Source organism: Streptomyces hokutonensis (genome assembly GCF_000376565.1).
Taxonomy (GTDB): domain Bacteria; phylum Actinomycetota; class Actinomycetes; order Streptomycetales; family Streptomycetaceae; genus Streptomyces; species Streptomyces hokutonensis.
In genome coordinates this window covers 98452-112516 of sequence record NZ_BARG01000061.1, presented here as the reverse complement: position 1 = coordinate 112516, position 14065 = coordinate 98452, and the positions used below count along the sequence as shown (strand labels likewise).

Annotated in this window: 19 protein-coding genes; 12 read left to right on the top strand and 7 right to left on the bottom strand. The window is 71.3% G+C overall.

Annotated elements, in window-relative coordinates; genetic code table 11:
* Positions 1-4: 4 nt before the first annotated feature.
* Positions 5-694: a copper homeostasis protein CutC gene (locus SSP08S_RS36035; protein WP_019072501.1), complete on the bottom strand. Its 690-nt coding sequence runs from the start codon at positions 692-694 to the stop codon at positions 5-7.
* A 117-nt stretch (positions 695-811) separates the two neighbouring features.
* The gene (locus tag SSP08S_RS36030; protein WP_019072500.1) at positions 812-1492 is read right to left on the bottom strand and encodes a maleylpyruvate isomerase family mycothiol-dependent enzyme; all 681 of its coding nucleotides are present in this window, start codon (positions 1490-1492) and stop codon (positions 812-814) included.
* A 44-nt stretch (positions 1493-1536) separates the two neighbouring features.
* Between SSP08S_RS36030 and SSP08S_RS36025 the strand changes: the two genes are divergently transcribed.
* Both SSP08S_RS36025 and SSP08S_RS36020 read left to right on the top strand, forming a co-directional pair.
* Positions 1537-2199: an HD domain-containing protein gene (locus SSP08S_RS36025; protein WP_019072499.1), complete on the top strand. Its 663-nt coding sequence runs from the start codon at positions 1537-1539 to the stop codon at positions 2197-2199.
* 65 nt (positions 2200-2264) lie between these two features.
* The gene (locus tag SSP08S_RS36020; protein WP_102133490.1) at positions 2265-3332 is read left to right on the top strand and encodes a GNAT family N-acetyltransferase; all 1068 of its coding nucleotides are present in this window, start codon (positions 2265-2267) and stop codon (positions 3330-3332) included.
* A 13-nt stretch (positions 3333-3345) separates the two neighbouring features.
* Here SSP08S_RS36020 and SSP08S_RS36015 read toward each other — a convergent pair whose 3' ends face one another.
* Together SSP08S_RS36015 and SSP08S_RS36010 are read right to left on the bottom strand one after the other, a co-directional pair.
* Entirely contained in the window at positions 3346-3612 is a 267-nt protein-coding gene (locus SSP08S_RS36015; RefSeq protein WP_019072497.1) for a DUF4031 domain-containing protein, read from the bottom strand.
* Positions 3609-3986: a DUF8819 family protein gene (locus SSP08S_RS36010; protein ID WP_019072496.1), complete on the bottom strand. Its 378-nt coding sequence runs from the start codon at positions 3984-3986 to the stop codon at positions 3609-3611. The genes SSP08S_RS36015 and SSP08S_RS36010 overlap by 4 nt, the downstream gene beginning before the upstream one ends.
* A gap of 55 nt (positions 3987-4041) precedes the next feature.
* On the opposite strand from SSP08S_RS36010, the gene SSP08S_RS36005 reads away from it, so the two are divergent.
* The 5 genes from SSP08S_RS36005 to SSP08S_RS35985 all read left to right on the top strand — a co-directional run bounded on the left by SSP08S_RS36005 (position 4042) and on the right by SSP08S_RS35985 (position 9143).
* The gene (locus tag SSP08S_RS36005; protein ID WP_026179126.1) at positions 4042-4962 is read left to right on the top strand and encodes a MurR/RpiR family transcriptional regulator; all 921 of its coding nucleotides are present in this window, start codon (positions 4042-4044) and stop codon (positions 4960-4962) included.
* Positions 4963-5142: 180 nt separating this feature from the next.
* Positions 5143-6078: an N-acetylmuramic acid 6-phosphate etherase gene (gene murQ, locus SSP08S_RS36000; protein ID WP_019072494.1), complete on the top strand. Its 936-nt coding sequence runs from the start codon at positions 5143-5145 to the stop codon at positions 6076-6078.
* A 16-nt stretch (positions 6079-6094) separates the two neighbouring features.
* Positions 6095-7474 (top strand): PTS transporter subunit EIIC, encoded by a 1380-nt coding sequence (locus SSP08S_RS35995; protein WP_019072493.1) that lies wholly within the window; start codon positions 6095-6097, stop codon positions 7472-7474.
* Between the two features lie 127 nt (positions 7475-7601).
* The gene (locus SSP08S_RS35990) at positions 7602-8114 is read left to right on the top strand and encodes an RICIN domain-containing protein (RefSeq protein WP_019072492.1); all 513 of its coding nucleotides are present in this window, start codon (positions 7602-7604) and stop codon (positions 8112-8114) included.
* A gap of 153 nt (positions 8115-8267) precedes the next feature.
* Positions 8268-9143 (top strand): hypothetical protein, encoded by an 876-nt coding sequence (locus tag SSP08S_RS35985; protein WP_051106044.1) that lies wholly within the window; start codon positions 8268-8270, stop codon positions 9141-9143.
* Here SSP08S_RS35985 and SSP08S_RS35980 read toward each other — a convergent pair.
* Positions 9140-9532 carry a hypothetical protein gene (locus SSP08S_RS35980; RefSeq protein WP_019072490.1) on the bottom strand — a complete coding sequence of 131 codons (393 nt, stop codon included), beginning with the start codon at positions 9530-9532 and terminating at the stop codon, positions 9140-9142. The genes SSP08S_RS35985 and SSP08S_RS35980 overlap by 4 nt on opposite strands.
* A gap of 112 nt (positions 9533-9644) precedes the next feature.
* Between SSP08S_RS35980 and SSP08S_RS35975 the strand changes: the two genes are divergently transcribed.
* The 5 genes from SSP08S_RS35975 to SSP08S_RS56540 all read left to right on the top strand — a co-directional run bounded on the left by SSP08S_RS35975 (position 9645) and on the right by SSP08S_RS56540 (position 12526).
* Positions 9645-10484 carry a helix-turn-helix domain-containing protein gene (locus SSP08S_RS35975; RefSeq protein WP_019072489.1) on the top strand — a complete coding sequence of 280 codons (840 nt, stop codon included), beginning with the start codon at positions 9645-9647 and terminating at the stop codon, positions 10482-10484.
* A complete protein-coding gene (locus SSP08S_RS35970) occupies positions 10468-10728 on the top strand; it encodes a DUF397 domain-containing protein (RefSeq protein ID WP_019072488.1) in 261 nt (86 codons plus the stop codon). The genes SSP08S_RS35975 and SSP08S_RS35970 overlap by 17 nt, the downstream gene beginning before the upstream one ends.
* Before the next feature lie 101 nt (positions 10729-10829).
* The gene (locus tag SSP08S_RS35965; protein ID WP_019072487.1) at positions 10830-11504 is read left to right on the top strand and encodes an SCO4225 family membrane protein; all 675 of its coding nucleotides are present in this window, start codon (positions 10830-10832) and stop codon (positions 11502-11504) included.
* Positions 11505-11570: 66 nt separating this feature from the next.
* Positions 11571-12137: a hypothetical protein gene (locus SSP08S_RS35960; RefSeq protein ID WP_019072486.1), complete on the top strand. Its 567-nt coding sequence runs from the start codon at positions 11571-11573 to the stop codon at positions 12135-12137.
* Positions 12134-12526 carry a hypothetical protein gene (locus SSP08S_RS56540; RefSeq protein ID WP_063739201.1) on the top strand — a complete coding sequence of 131 codons (393 nt, stop codon included), beginning with the start codon at positions 12134-12136 and terminating at the stop codon, positions 12524-12526. Before SSP08S_RS35960 ends, SSP08S_RS56540 begins: the two co-directional genes overlap by 4 nt.
* Here the strand turns inward: SSP08S_RS56540 and SSP08S_RS35950 are convergent.
* Positions 12523-13410 carry a metallophosphoesterase gene (locus tag SSP08S_RS35950; protein ID WP_019072484.1) on the bottom strand — a complete coding sequence of 296 codons (888 nt, stop codon included), beginning with the start codon at positions 13408-13410 and terminating at the stop codon, positions 12523-12525. The genes SSP08S_RS56540 and SSP08S_RS35950 overlap by 4 nt on opposite strands.
* A gap of 47 nt (positions 13411-13457) precedes the next feature.
* Positions 13458-14063: a GNAT family N-acetyltransferase gene (locus SSP08S_RS35945; protein WP_019072483.1), complete on the bottom strand. Its 606-nt coding sequence runs from the start codon at positions 14061-14063 to the stop codon at positions 13458-13460.
* Positions 14064-14065: the final 2 nt, after the last annotated feature.

The window sequence follows — 14065 nt, the reverse complement described above, 5'->3', positions numbered from 1 at the left end:
CGCCTCAGCTGTCGAGCGCCGCCCGCCACTCCCCCACGGCCGCCGCCGACACCGGCCGCTCCCAGCCCTCGGGCCGGGCGGCGCCGCCGATGTGGAAGGCGTCGACCCCGGCCGCGCGCAGGGTGGGGACATGGTCCAGGCGGAGCCCGCCGCCGACCAGGATGCGCTGTTCGTAGCCGGGTTCGCCGTGCAGGGCCGCCTCGCGGAGCAGGGCGGGGAGGCCGTCGTCGACGCCGTCGGCCGAGCCGGCGGTGAGGTAGGTGTCGAGGCCGGGCAGGTCGGCGAGCTGTTTGCGGAGGGCGTCGCGGTCGGCGGCGCGGTCGATCGCGCGGTGGAACGTCCAGGCGCAGCCGTCCAGTTCGGCCACGACGCGTTCCACCGCGTCCAGGTCGACCCCGCCGTCCGGGTCGAGGAACCCGAGCACGAACTGGTCGGCGCCGGCGGTCCGCAGCTCCCCGGCGACCCGCACCAGCCGCTGTGTGTCGCCCGCGGCGAAGCCGTCCGCGAGGCGGATCATCACGCGCAGGTCGATGTCCACGGCGGCGCGGATCGCGGCGAAGGTCTCGACCGGCGGGGTCAGTCCGTCGGCCGCGATGTCGGTGACCACTTCGAGGCGGTCCGCGCCTCCGGCCTGGGCGGCGATCGCGTCCTCGGCGCCGAGGGCGATCACCTCCAGGACTGCACGCGTGCTCATAGGACCCCTTCCGTCGTGTTCCCTGGAGCGGCTACAGGTCTAGTCCAATCTCAGGGTACGCGGGCGGGTCGGGGGCCGCGAGATCACCCCCGGCGACGAGGCCCTGCGGCCGTCCGGTCAGCCGAAGATGTTCAGCTCCTCCGCCTTCGCGCCCGCCAGCTCGTACGTCGTCCCGTCCGGCACCGGGCGCCCCGAGTACAGCCGTACGAGCGTGGCCGCGTCGCCGATGTACCGGGCGGGGGTGCGGTCGCCCGACACATCGCCCAGGCGCAGCGGATCGTCCAGGTCGTCGAGGTCGGCGTGGAGAGGCTGGTGCTTTTTCTGACGGGTCACAAGGCCGAGAAGGGTTAGAGCGGACCCCAGCCTTTCGCCCCCATAGGCGCCGGGCTCGCCGAGGGTGTCCCGTACGTCGCCGGCGTGCACCCACTCGCCGAGCGCGACCGCGTCCAGGACCCCGCCCGCACGGGCGATCACCGCACCGGCCTCGGTCATCCCGCGCTCCAGTTCGTCGAGGACCCGCGCGTTGCTCCAGTCGGCCCGCTCGGCGATGTCCCGGTCGTTGGACTCCGGCGAGAACACCCCTTCCTCGAAGCGCCGCTCCACCACCCGCATGAGCGCGGACGAGCAGTGCGCGAGCACGTCCCGCACGGTCCACCCGGGACACGCGGCGGTCGCCAGCGCGAAGTCCTCCTCGGAGCGGGAACGCAGCAGCGGGATCAGCGCGTCGCGCTCACCGGCGAGAAGCCGTCCGGGCAGTTCGGGATCACGTACGTCGTGTGTCGTGTCGGCGTAAGTCATGGGTCCCACGCTAGGGGCGGGGCCGCGGGAGGAAAATAAGGGCCATGGCCGATCTCGACGCCCTTCGCGCCCGCTGGACCCGTGCTCTGGAAGGAGCCCGGGCGCCCGGCGGCGGACCCGACCCGCTGCCGTACGCGGAGAATCTCCTCGCCCGCTGGCAGGAGCCGCAACGCCACTACCACACGCTCACCCACCTCACGGCGGTCCTGGACCACATCGACGTGCTGGCGCAGTACGCCGACGACCCGGACGTCGTACGGCTCGCGGCCTGGTTCCACGACGCGGTCTACCTCCCCGACCGGTCCGAGAACGAGGAACGGTCGGCGCGGCTGGCCGAACGGGCGCTGCCCGAGGCCGGGGTCCCGGAGGCGAAGACGGCCGAGGTCGCCCGCCTGGTCCGGCTCACCGTCACCCACGCCCCCGCCGCCGACGACCGCGACGGCATGGTCCTGTGCGACGCCGACCTCGCCGTCCTGGCCGCACCGCCGTCGGCGTACGCCGCGTACACGGCCGCCGTCCGCGAGGAGTACCACTTCGTCCCCAACGACGCCTTCCGGGACGGCCGTTCGGCGATCCTGCGCCAACTCCTCTCCCTGCCCCAGCTGTTCAGGACTCCGCACGGGCTGGCGGAGTGGGAGGCGACGGCGCGCTACAACCTGACGGGGGAACTGGCCCTGCTGGGTTCGGCGGACCCGAGTGCCGGGTGAGGACGGCGAGTGGTGACCGATTTATTCACGGCGGGTCGCGGAACGTGGCCCGTATGCTCCCCGGCATGGGGACCACGGGCGCACCACAGGTGGAAGAGGCCGTAGCGAGCTGTCTCGCCCTGCTGGGCACGGCGACGGACCGGGACTGGGACGGCGTGCGGGCCGACCGCCTGGAGTGGAGCTGCCGCCACACCGCCGAGCACATCGCCAGTGATCTCATCGCGTACGCGGGCCAGTTGGCCGGCCGGGCGCAGCAGGCGTACCTCCCCTTCGAGATCACCCTCGACGAAGGCACCGACAACTCCGGTGTCCTGGAGGTGATCGGGGCGACCGGCGCGCTCCTCGCCGCCGCCGTCCGCACCACCCCGCGCGAGGTGCGCGCCTTCCACCCGTTCCCGTTCCGCAGCGCCAACCGCGAGGGCTTCGCGGCGATGGGCACCGCCGAGGTGCTGCTGCACACCCAGGACATCGCCCAGGCGCTGGGCCTGGACTACCAACCGGCCCGGAAACTCGCCGAGTTCGTCCTCACCAGGATCTTCCCGCACGTCCGCCCCGGCGCCGACCCCTGGCGCACCCTGCTCTGGGCGACCGGCCGCGGCGAACTCCCCGGCCGCGCCCCCGTCACCGAGTGGCGCTGGCACAACAACCTCGTCCTGCCCACCGACCGCCTCACCCTGGACGGCGTCCACCCGGCGGCCGCCGCCGACCTGGCCGCCGGCGGCGAGGGCGGCTTCGAGTGGATCGACGGCGGCCCCTTCCAGGGCACCCGGGAGGCCGCGACCTTCATGACGAAGGCGTACCAAGCGGGCCTGCACCGCCCGGAGTTCGGCGTCTTCGCCCTCGTCCGCCACGAGGACGGCCGCGCGATCGGCGGCATGGGCTTCCACGGCACCCCCGACGAGGAGGGCCGCGTGGAGGTCGGCTACGACCTGGTGGAGGGCGCGCGCGGCCAGGGCTACGCGACGGAGGCGCTGCGCGCGCTGACCGGCTGGGCGCTGGCGCGGGACGACGTACGCATCGTCCTCGCGACCGTGGAGCGCGACAACCTCGCCTCGCAGGCGGTGGTCTCCCGCGTGGGCTTCAAGCAGGTGGGCGAGGACCTCGACGAGCTGACCTACGAGCTACAGGGCTGACCGCCCAACCGGACTACAGCTCCCGCCCCTTGGGCCTGCGCAGCCCGGCCGCCGTCAGCAGCCGCACCACCTCCCGGCTCCTGACCTCCACCGCCCCGGCGGCCACCGCGTCCGCGTAACGATGCGACGGGATGTCGTAGTGATCCCGCTCGAAGGCCCGGCGCGGGACGCCCAACTCCTCGGCGAACAGGTGGAGTTCGTCGTACGAGACATCGCTGACGAGGTGCGACCACAGACGGCCGTGTCCCGGCCAGGTCGGTGGGTCGATGTACACGGTCACAGGGAACCCAGGTTTCCCACCGCGGCGACCTTCACGCCCGCCTGGTGGCATACCCAGTGCGGGTCGGGTCCCAGCTCCGGTTCGACCTCCAGGGCGTGCGGGTCACCGGACGGGCAGACCGGGCAGAGCGGCCAGCGGCCGTACGCCTCCAGCAGCGCGTCCTGCACGTCCTGCGCGACCAGCCCGGCCACGTAGTCGACGCCCTCCGGCCACTGCTCCACCCACCACCGCCGCTGCACGACGGACTCCTCCACCATCGACACCACGTCCGCCGCCACGACCTCGCGCGCGGCCAGGTCGGCGAGCACGAGCGCGCGAGCGGCGTGCAGCGCCTGCTCCAGGGGACTGACGGGGTCGCTGGTCGGTTCTTCCATGCACCCATTGTGCGCACTCTTGACCACAACCCGGATCCGAAAATATCTTTCAAGAGTGACCCAGGACGTGAAAGAAATTTTCGGAAGCGCCTCCGGGAGTACCGGGAGTACGCCACCCGCGGCCCTGGCCGCCAAGGTGCGCACCCTCGCCCCCTCCATGACCCGCTCCATGCAGCGCGTCGCCGAGACCGTCGCCGCCGACCCGGCCGGCTGCGCGGCCCTCACCGTCACCGGCCTCGCCGAACTCACCGGCACCAGCGAGGCCACCGTCGTCCGCACCGCCCGCATCCTCGGCTACCCCGGCTACCGCGACCTGCGCCTCGCCCTCGCCGGGCTCGCCGCGCAGCAGCAGTCCGGGCGGGCGCCCGCCCTCACCACCGACATCGCGGTCGACGACCCGATCGCCGACGTCGTCGCCAAACTCGCCTACGACGAGCAGCAGACCCTCGCCGACACGGCCGCCGGCCTCGACACCGCGCAGCTCGGCGCCGCCGTCACCGCGCTCGCGGGCGCCCGCCGTACCGACATCTACGGCGTCGGCGCGTCCGGGCTCGTCGCCCAGGACCTCACCCAGAAGCTCCTCCGCATAGGGCTCATAGCCCACGCCCACAGCGACCCGCACCTCGCCGTCACCAACGCCGTGCAGCTCAAGGCCGGTGACGTGGCCATCGCGATCACCCACTCCGGGTCCACCGGTGACGTCATCGAACCGCTGAGAGTCGCCTTCGAACACGGCGCCACGACCGTCGCGATCACCGGCCGGCCGGACGGAGCGGTGACCCAGTACGCCGATCACATCCTTACGACGTCCACGGCACGGGAGAGTGAGCTTCGGCCGGCCGCGATGTCGTCCCGGACGAGTCAGTTGCTGGTGGTGGACTGCCTGTTCATCGGGGTGGCGCAGCGGACGTATGACCAGGCGGCACCGGCCTTGTCGGCGTCTTACGAGGCGCTGGCGCATCGACATAGGCGCTGACGGTTCGTGATTGTCTGCGGGCCCGGTGGGGGCTGGTCGCGCAGTTCCCCGCGCCCCTAAAACGACACCACCGGCGCTTTCAAGCGTGCGGCGAGAAGTCCGACCAAAGGGGCGCGGGGAACTGCGCGACCAGCCACAGCCGCCCCGCAGACAAAGAACAACAGAAAGAGCCGCTCCTCCATGTCCTCCACGTCCAACCCCCGTGACCTCCGCGCCGAGTTGGAGTCACTCACCACCGAAGCCTTCCGGCCGGAACTCGCCGGGATCGATCAACTCCCCACCCTCGACATCGCCCGCCTCATGAATGCCGAGGACGCCACCGTCGCCGCCGCGGTGGCTCAGCGCCTCCCCGAGATCTCCGCCGCGATCGACGCCGTGGCGCAACGCATGGAGAGAGGAGGCCGGCTCATCTACATGGGCGCCGGCACCGCCGGACGGCTGGGCGTGCTGGACGCGTCCGAGTGTCCCCCGACCTTCAACACGGCCCCCTCCGAAGTGGTCGGGCTGATCGCCGGCGGCCCGGAGGCCCTGGTCACGTCCATCGAAGGCGCCGAGGACTCCCGCGAACTGGCCGAGGCCGACCTCGACGCGCTCGCGCTGACGGCCGACGACACGGTGGTCGGCATCTCCGCCTCCGGACGCACCCCGTACGCGATCGCAGCCGTAGAACACGCGCGGAGCGAAGGCGCGCTGACGATCGGCCTGTCCTGCAACGAGCACAGCGCGCTGGCCGCAGCCGCCGAGCACGGCATCGAGGTCGTCGTAGGACCCGAACTCCTCACCGGATCAACGAGGTTGAAAGCGGGCACGGCCCAGAAGCTGGTCCTCAACATGCTGTCCACGATCACGATGATCCGGCTGGGCAAGACGTACGGGAACCTCATGGTCGACGTCCGCGCCTCGAACGAGAAGCTGCGCGCCCGTTCCCGCCGGATCGTCGCGCTCGCGACCGGCGCCGACGACGCGGAGATCGAGCGGGCCCTCGCGGCGACCGACGGCGAGGTGAAGAACGCGATCCTCGTGGTCCTCGCCGGGGTCGACGGCTCGACGGCCGCCCGCCTTCTGGAGGAGTCCGGGGGCCGGTTGCGCGCGGCACTGACCGCCGCGGGCGGCTGACGAGCACGCTCAGGGGGTGGATACCGACACTCCGTACGACATCGCCGCCGCGCTCCTCCCCCTGGTCGGCGGCCCCGCGAACGTCACCTCCGTGGCCCACTGCATGACCCGGCTACGGCTCGGCCTGGCCGACCGGTCACTGGTGGACGAGGAGGCGCTGCGGGCACTGCCCGCCGTGCTCGGGACCGTGGACGACGACACGTACCAGATCGTGCTGGGGCCGGGGGTGGTGGCCCGAGTGACCCCGGAGTTTGAGAAGTTGGCGGATGGCGGCGGCGAACTGGCCGCCCGAGGCGCGGAGTTGAAGGCCGAGCAGCGGGCCCGCAACGCGACCCCCGCCAAACTCCTCCTCCGCCGGATCGCGAACATCTTCGTCCCCCTCATCCCCGCCCTGATCGGCTGCGGGGTCCTGGCGGGCCTCAACGGCCTCCTGATCAACATGAGGTGGCTCCCGGGCCTGACCCCGGCCCTGGCCGCCGTCGCCTCCGCGTTCCTCGCCCTCATCGCGGTCTTCGTCGGCTACAACACGGCGAAGGAGTTCGGCGGAACACCGGTGCTGGGCGGGGCGGTGGCGGCAGTGGTCGTATACCCCGGGGTGGCGAAGGTGACGGCGTTCGGGGTCGCCCTCTCCCCCGGCCAGGGCGGAGTGCTGGGCGCACTCGCGGCGGCGCTGCTCGGCACGTACGTCGAGAAGTGGTGCCGCACCTGGGTCCCCGCGACCCTCGACGTCCTGGTCACCCCCACCCTCACGGTCCTGGTCTCGGGCCTGGCGACGCTCTACGGCCTCATGTACGCGGCCGGCGAGATCTCCACGGCGATCGGCACGGCGGCGAACTGGCTCCTGACGACCACGGGCCCCTTCGCGGGCCTGATCCTGGGCGGCCTCTTCCTCCCGCTGGTGATGCTGGGCCTCCACCAGGCCCTGATCCCCATCCACACCACCCTCATCGAACAGCAGGGCTACACCGTCCTGTTGCCCATCCTGGCGATGGCGGGCGCGGGCCAGGTGGGCGCGGCGGTCGCGGTCTACTTCCGTCTCCGCCACGACACTTCACTCCGTACGACCATCAAGTCGGCCCTCCCGGCCGGGTTGTTGGGCATCGGCGAGCCGCTCGTCTACGGCGTCTCACTGCCGTTGGGCCGCCCGTTCCTGACCGCCTGCGCGGGCGGCGCGGCGGGCGGCGCGTTCGTCGGCTTCTTCGCGACCCTCGGCGACAAGGTGGGCGCGACGGCGATCGGCCCGTCGGGCTGGGCGCTGTTCCCGCTGCTGGCGGGGAACAGGGGGCTGGGGACGACGATGGCGATCTACGGGGGCGGGTTGCTGACGGGGTACGCGGTGGGGTTCGTGGCGACGTACTTCGTCGGGCTGAGCGGCGTACGGCGCGAAGCCGGGTGAACGGCAACATCCTCGCCCCGGTCCGCTGAGCGGAACAGCGCACGACACCCGCACCTCGGCCCACCAGGCTGCCCAGCACACGCACGGAAACCGAAGCTGCCCCGCACGGGGGAACGGAGGAAGAGGCATGCCCGAACGACGCAGAGTGTTCGCGCTCGTCACCGCGGTGCTGGCGATCCTGGCCCTGGCCTGGGCCGGCGGCTCGCCCGCACAGGCCGCGGGCTTCACCCCGATCAACGTCTGGAACTCCAGCCACTGTCTCGACAACGCCACCGAGAACGCCGCGAAGCTCCAGATGTGGTCCTGCACCGGCGGCGCCGAACAGAGGTGGCTCGAAGGGTTCAACACCCAGACCGGCCTGTTCACCTTCACCAACCAGAACACGGGACGCTGCATCACCGCGCCCGCCTCGGGGACGGGCACGGTCACCATGGCGTTCTGCAACGCGGCGGCGACCAACCAGCAGTGGCGCGTCTACTTCGCCGACAACCCGCTCGGACCGCCCTCCGGCTGGTACGACGTCTGGCAGAACGTGTCGAGCGGCTACTGCCTCTCCACGCCCAGCGTCGGAAACGGCACCCTCATCCAGACGACCCCCTGCGACCCCTCCGACCAGTACGACCGCTGGCACCAGCAGTAACCGGCGGGGTCGACTCCCCGAGCGGTCCTGAGTGAACGTGGAGTCCCCCTCCCGCGTCGTAGGTGCGGACTGGCGCTGGTGGCCGGAGGCGAGAAGCCTCCCGGGCATCCTCTCAGCCCGGAATCCGTCGTCGGCGACGCCCAAGGGGACTCCATGAACACGCAAGTGAACCGCCTGGCCGGACTGGTGCTCGTGCCGCTCCTGGGAGCCTGTCTCCTTGCCGGTTGCGGTGATGAGCAGAGCGCGGGCGACGCGCGTACGGACAGCAAGTCACAGGAGAAGCGCGCTCGTGAAGTGGCCGACGCCTGGCACGGATCAGCGGTCGCCGTTGCCTGGAGCCGGGGCTACTACCCGTTGGGCGACACGACGCAGCCGCCGGAATCGGGCTGGCACAGCGACGCGGACAAGCGGGCCTTCGAGAGCGGGACCATCGTCCGGAGCGGCAGGCTGCCGACCACCGCGGTCACGCAGGGGACGGTGGAGTGGAGGAGCGGAAGCACCCTGAACCGTCCGGTGGTGGATCCGAACAGGGCGTATCAGTCGTTCGGCCACTACAGCAGTAAGGGCCCCAGGCTCACCGTGACGGGGGTGAAGCTCGGCGAGACGACGATCGCCACGAGCCGGGGAACGGCGACCGTTCCGGCCTGGCTGTTCTCTCTCGACGGCTACGACTCGCCGCTCAAGCAGGTCGCCGTCACCCCGTCGAAGCTTCCCGAGCCGCCGACCGTACGGGCTCCGCGAGGATCCACCGACGGCCTCTGGAGTGTCGCCGAGTTGGCCGGAACGGCGGCGGACGGCCGTTCCCTCACCGTGCGGGCGACTCACGGAGCCTGCGACGACGGCCCCGTCGTCAACGTGCTGGAGACGGACGAGAGCGTCGTGCTGTACGCCTCGGTCACGGGAGCGCGAAGCGGCGCCTGCACCGCCCAGATCATCGAACAGGACGTGAAGGTGGAGTTGCGGCAACCGCTCGCCGACCGCGTCGTCCTGGACGCCCTCACCGCTCAGCCGGTGCCGTCCGGAGGCTAAGGCAGCCGAGCCTCCCGGTTCCGCTCCCGTACCCGGGCCCGCAGCACCTCCTCCTGTGCCGCGGGCCCCGTCGACTCCGGCGGGCAGTCCCACTCCCGGCCGCCGCAGACCGGCCGCAACTGCACGTTCCCGCCCACGTGCCCCATCACCTCGCCGATCCGCCCGTCCCGTACGTCCACGGCGTGCGCCCCGACCGGCGGCCGTTCACCGCGCAGCACGGACGCCAGCTTCTCGGCGGTACGTACGTTGCAACGCCCCAGCGTCACCAACGCGAACGGTTCCTCGCCCGCACCGGTCACCGGGTCCACACCCAGGGACGGCAGGGCGACACCCACACCGGTGAGCGCGTCCCGCAGCAGGGCGACGACTTCTTCCGTCGACCGCAGCATTCCTTCACCTCCACGCAGAGTTCGCTGTTCGCAACACAGCGTGTCCTCTACGTGTCTAACCTGGCCATACGCGAAGTCCCAACAAACTCGGGTGTCAGGGCAGGGAGTTGCTGTGGCAGGACAGAAGGACCTCGACCCGTCGTCGTCACCACGCGCCCTGCTCGGCGCCGAACTCCGCCACGCCCGCGAGAAGGCGGGCCTCAGCCAGGAGGAGTTGGGGCAACGGCTGTTCGTGAGCGGTTCGTTCATCGGGCAGTTGGAGGCGGGCACGCGGCGGATGTTGCCGGAGTACGCGCGGATGCTGGACGTCGAGCTGGGGACGGGGGACTTCTTCACGCGGAATTGTGGGGCGGCGGCGAAGTCGAGGTATCCGGAGCACTTCGCCGAAGCGGCCGAGGCCGAGGCGCGGGCCACGGCGATCCGTGCGTACGCTCCGATGCTGATCCCCGGGCTGCTCCAGACACCGGCATACGCACGAGCCGTGAACCGCGCTCACGACCCAACTGCTCCCGAGGAGACGATCGACGAGTGGGTGGACGGCCGGATCGCACGGACCCGCCTGCTCGACCACCCAACAAAGCCGCTGTTGTGGGCTGTGCTCGACGAAGCAGCGCTGCGCCGGGAGACCGGTGGTCGGGCGGTCATGGCGGAGGTCCTCCGCCACATCGCGGAATTGAGCCGCCGGGGCCGGGTGATCGCCCAGGTACTGCCCTTCAGCGCCGGAGCACACACGGCGATGGAAGGCCCACTGAAGCTCATGGACTTCGCGGACGCCCCTCCGCTCGTCTACTTCGAGGGGGTTGGCACCGGACGGCTAGAGGACGACCCGGCCACCGTCACCCAACTGAGGCTGGCCTTCGAACTCCTCGCGGCTTCCGCGCTCTCGCCGGAGAAGTCCTTGGCACTGATCGAGACGTTGGCGCAGGATTACGCCCATGAGGAACTTCCCTGACTACGACCTGAGCACGGCCACCTGGCACAAGTCGAGCTACAGCGGCGGGGGCGGCAACGACTGCCTGGAAGTCGCCCGCTGGCGCAAGTCAACGCACAGCGGCGGCGGGGGCGACAACTGCCTCGAAGTAGCCGACGGCAACCCCACCGTCGTCCCCGTCCGCGACTCCAAGAACCCCCTCGGCCCGAAACTCGTGTTCCGGGCCGACGCATGGTCCGTGTTCGTCGACAGCCTGACGAACTGAGTCCTTCCGCCCCTCCCCCGTGGGTACCCGTACTCATGCCGGGGCGCGCCCCTCGGTCCACCGTGGTGACACCAACCCGGACCGACCCGAAGGACGCCTCGATGCCGCAGCCCTCCCGCCCGCGCCGGCTCCTCGCACTCGCCACGGACAACTGGCCGGCCCGGGCCTACCTGGGCGTCGTAGGCGCCTCCGTCGTGGTGATGTTCCTCTCCCCGGAGAGTCCCGTCGCCACGGCCCCCTTGGTGCTCACCGCGCCCCTCTCCCTGCTGGGCATCGTCCTCCCCTTCGGTCCCGGCACCGAAGGCGGCGGGACGGCACAGGGGCTGGCCGTCGGCTCCTGGACGGTGTGGGTCGCGCTGAGCGCGCTGGTGAACGCGGCCGTGATCGGCGCCCTGGCGACAAGGAAATCCACAGCACCCTCCACAGCACGCCCTGCGTCGCCTGCCGCCCGCCTCCGCACCCTGCTCGCGCCCGCCGTCGACAACTGGCCCGCGCGGGTCTACCTCGCCGCGGTCACCGCCTCGGTGGTGTTCTTCCTCGACGCCGCGTACGTCCTGCCGGACCCGGGGTTCGCCGGGGTCTGGCCGCTCATCACGACCGCGCCGCTCAGCTTCGTGCCGCTCGCGGTGTCGATACCGGCCGAACTCCCCGATCTCTCCTGGCTGAGCCCGCCGCTCTTCGCCGCCGGCTGCGCCCTGTGCGGGCTGGTCAACGCCGTCCTGCTCGGCCGCCTCGCCCACCGCCTCCGTACACGCGAAGCACACCCGGCCGTCTGAGCGGAGGAACGGCGGGGTCCGCCCCGCCACCGGCCCGCGGCAAAGCCGACTATCGTCGGCAGGACCATGAACCACGCCCAGCAGACCGCCCTAGGCCGCGCCCTCCGCCTCCTCGGCGAGCACGGTGAGGCGCTGACGTCCGACACCCCCGACGCCCGGCTGCACGAGGTCAAGGCGGATCTCAGGCGCGCCCTGGACCTGCTGGACGACACCGTCAGCGGTGGCGCGCCGACCACCCGCTGCCCGGAACACCCCAACGGCCCGGTCGACGCCGACGCCCCCGACCTGTGCCTGCTCTGCGAGACCCGGCGCCGCGCCGCCCGCCGCTCCGAGATCAACGGCCCCGACGTGCGCAGGCCGGCCGACACCACACCGTCGCGCTACGGCGTGCGCGAGGACCGCCCGCAGGCGCAGCAGCGCTGGCTGCCCGAGCTGTGGAACGGCCAGGCCTGGCAGCTGTGCGGCACCCCGCGCCGCGACCGCCACGAGGCCGAGCTGTATCTCGCGGCCCAGCGCCGCGGTTCGCGCGCCGCGATGGCGTACCGGCTGGTGCACGAGTTCACGGACTACGAGGTGCTGCGGGTGTGGGGCACGCCGGTGCACGTCGACATCGAGCCGCTGGGGAACCTTTGAGCATATTCAAGGGGTTGAACTGGTGGCAGCGGGTGGTGTTCGTCGCGTGCCTGTGCGCCCTCGCGCTGCCGCTGTGGTTCGCCGCGAGGAACGTCCACCGCTTCGTCGACGGCGACCGGACGATCACCGAGGGATACGTCCACTGCGAGTCGAACGACCGCTGCAAGGGCACCTGGCGCCTGCCCGACGGCGACCAAGGGCGGGGAAGGATAGCGGGGTTGGCCTTCGAGTACGACGAGGAACAGGTGACGGGCATACCGATCTACGCCGGCCGGGACTGGGCCGTCACCGAACGCTCCGACCTGGCGTACCACGCGGCCTACGAGTTCGCCGCCGCCGCGATCGGCGCGGCAGTGATCGTCTCGGTGGCCTGGTTCAAGTCCCGCTAGCCGCGCTCCCGTTCACGTTCCACGACCAACCGGGTCTGTTCCGCGTCCAGTTGGTACACCGTCTCGTGCGCCCGTGGATCGCGCGCGTGGAGGGTGTGGAACATCGGCCCGGTGTCACCGCCCAGTTCGACCCGCGAGGCCGAGGCCCCGCGCACCGCCCGCTCGGTGCCGTACGCGGTCGTCAGGTCGATCCGGTTGACGACACCCGGCGTGACCCACACCGGGGTCGCCTCCAGGAAGCCGAAGAGCTGGAGGTGGAAGTGCCCGGTGAGGACGACCCGTACGTCACTCCCCCGGATCGCGTCCGCCAGGTCCCCGGGATTCCGCAGCCCGAAGGCCTGTTGGGTCGGTACGTCGAGGGCGATCGGCGGATGGTGGAAGGCGAGGATCGTCCCGTTCCCGAACGGCGTGCTCAACTCCTCCTTCAGCCAGTCGAGTTGGGCCCCGCTCAGTCGCCCGTACACCTTCCCGGGCACCAGCGAGTCGAGCGTGATGAACCGATACCCGCCCACGTCACTCACGGCCGCGCACGCGAACTCGACGGGAAACACGGCGGACACGACCCGGTCCGTACCGTCGGCGGCCAGGTGCCCGCTCCCCAACACCTTCCCGAACGCCTCGCGTTCGTCGTGGTTCCCGGTCGTGTAGAAGACCGGCACCCCGCCCATCCGCCGCGCGAACCCGCCCACCAGCTCCCGTACGGCCGAATACGCCTCCACCGCCCCGTCGTTGGCGAGGTCCCCGGTGACGACGATCGCGTCCACCCCGCGCTGGTGGCGCAGTTCGGCGAGCATCAGCCGCAGCGAGTCGGTCGCGTTGACACCGTTCCGATTGGGGGCGTCCGTGCGCTCCAGGTGGGTGTCGGACAGGTGGAGAATCTTCATGTTCCGGCACGCTAGCCCGAGTTGGGGCCCCCACCAAGAGCCACGGCTCAACGAGTGGCCGGCCGCCACATGGTCGTAACGACCTGGCCACCTGCGGTGACGATCTCGTCCCGAACCTCGAACCCGACGCTCTCGTACCGCCGGTTGTTGGCCGGGTTGGTCGACTCCAGATACACGGGCGCACCGAGCTCACCGAGCGCGTCGATCCGGGCAAGCCCGTCGGCCACCAGCCCCATGCCCAGCCCCTTGCCCCGATGGTCGGCATGCGTGCCCAGGATGGTGAGGTAGAAGAACGGCTGGGCAGGATGAACCGCCTCGAACTGCTCCCCAACGACGGTGATCGCCCGAGCAGTTGCCTCATCCGTCACCGCGGCGAGCCGCCCCTCCAGCCCACCGGCCTCCTCCTCGGTCAACTCGACCCCGCCGGGCGGGATAAAGATCGCCGCGGCTTCCACCTCAGGCGTGACCAGCGTCCAGGGATACCGCAGCGCGGACCCGGCATAGACCCGCCACATCACGGCCGCCTGCTCGGCCCGCCGCCGCTCGTCCGGGAACGCGGGCCCCCAGACCGGGTCATGGAGAAAGGCACTGGTGAAAGTGGCGACGATGGCATCAAGATCGGCGACCGTGGCCACCCGGCTGACGGAAGTCATAC